This is a genomic window from Mesorhizobium sp. M7A.F.Ca.US.005.03.2.1 (assembly GCF_003997795.1).
Classification (GTDB): Bacteria; Pseudomonadota; Alphaproteobacteria; order Rhizobiales; family Rhizobiaceae; genus Mesorhizobium; species Mesorhizobium ciceri.
This window is the reverse complement of record NZ_RZRP01001583.1, coordinates 1-502: the sequence shown is the minus strand read 5'-3', so window position 1 is coordinate 502 and position 502 is coordinate 1. Positions and strand designations below refer to the sequence as shown.

Annotated in this window: 1 pseudogene; it reads left to right on the top strand. The window is 70.3% G+C overall.

Annotated features, from left to right (window positions below):
- A pseudogene (locus tag EN991_RS39275) lies at positions 1 to 502 on the top strand (peptidoglycan-binding protein); the annotation flags it as partial.

The window sequence follows — 502 nt, the reverse complement described above, 5'->3', positions numbered from 1 at the left end:
ACCTGGGTATGCGTAGCGACCTCGGTATTGGTATTGGCACGCGCACGCCGGCCGAGGCTGCCGCGGCGGCGGCCATGGCCGCGCTCGGTTCGGACACGATCGCCGAGAAAGGCGGACAGGCCGGCGGCCGCAAATCGTTGTTCGGCGGGCTGGCCCGCGCCTTCAAGGGCAAGAAGGAGGCGGATATCCCGCCACTGGCCGGCTCAGCGCCGAGTGCCCCAATACCGAGCGTCGATCTCGACGAGCCGCTCGATCCGAAAATGGCCAACCGGCCGCTGGAGCCCGGCTCCGGCGCACCTGACCTCAATGCCATCATGAAGCGCGTGCGTGACGAGCGCGGCCAGCCGGCCAAGCCCAGCGACACCGATGCCGCGAAATCGGATTTCATCGCCGCTGCCCGGCGCGCGGCGCAGGCCGCGGCCGCCGAGGCCGATGCGCTGAAGCGCCAGTCGACGGTGACCGGACCGGTGAAGGCACTGCGGATCGGCGACCTGCTCAAGGC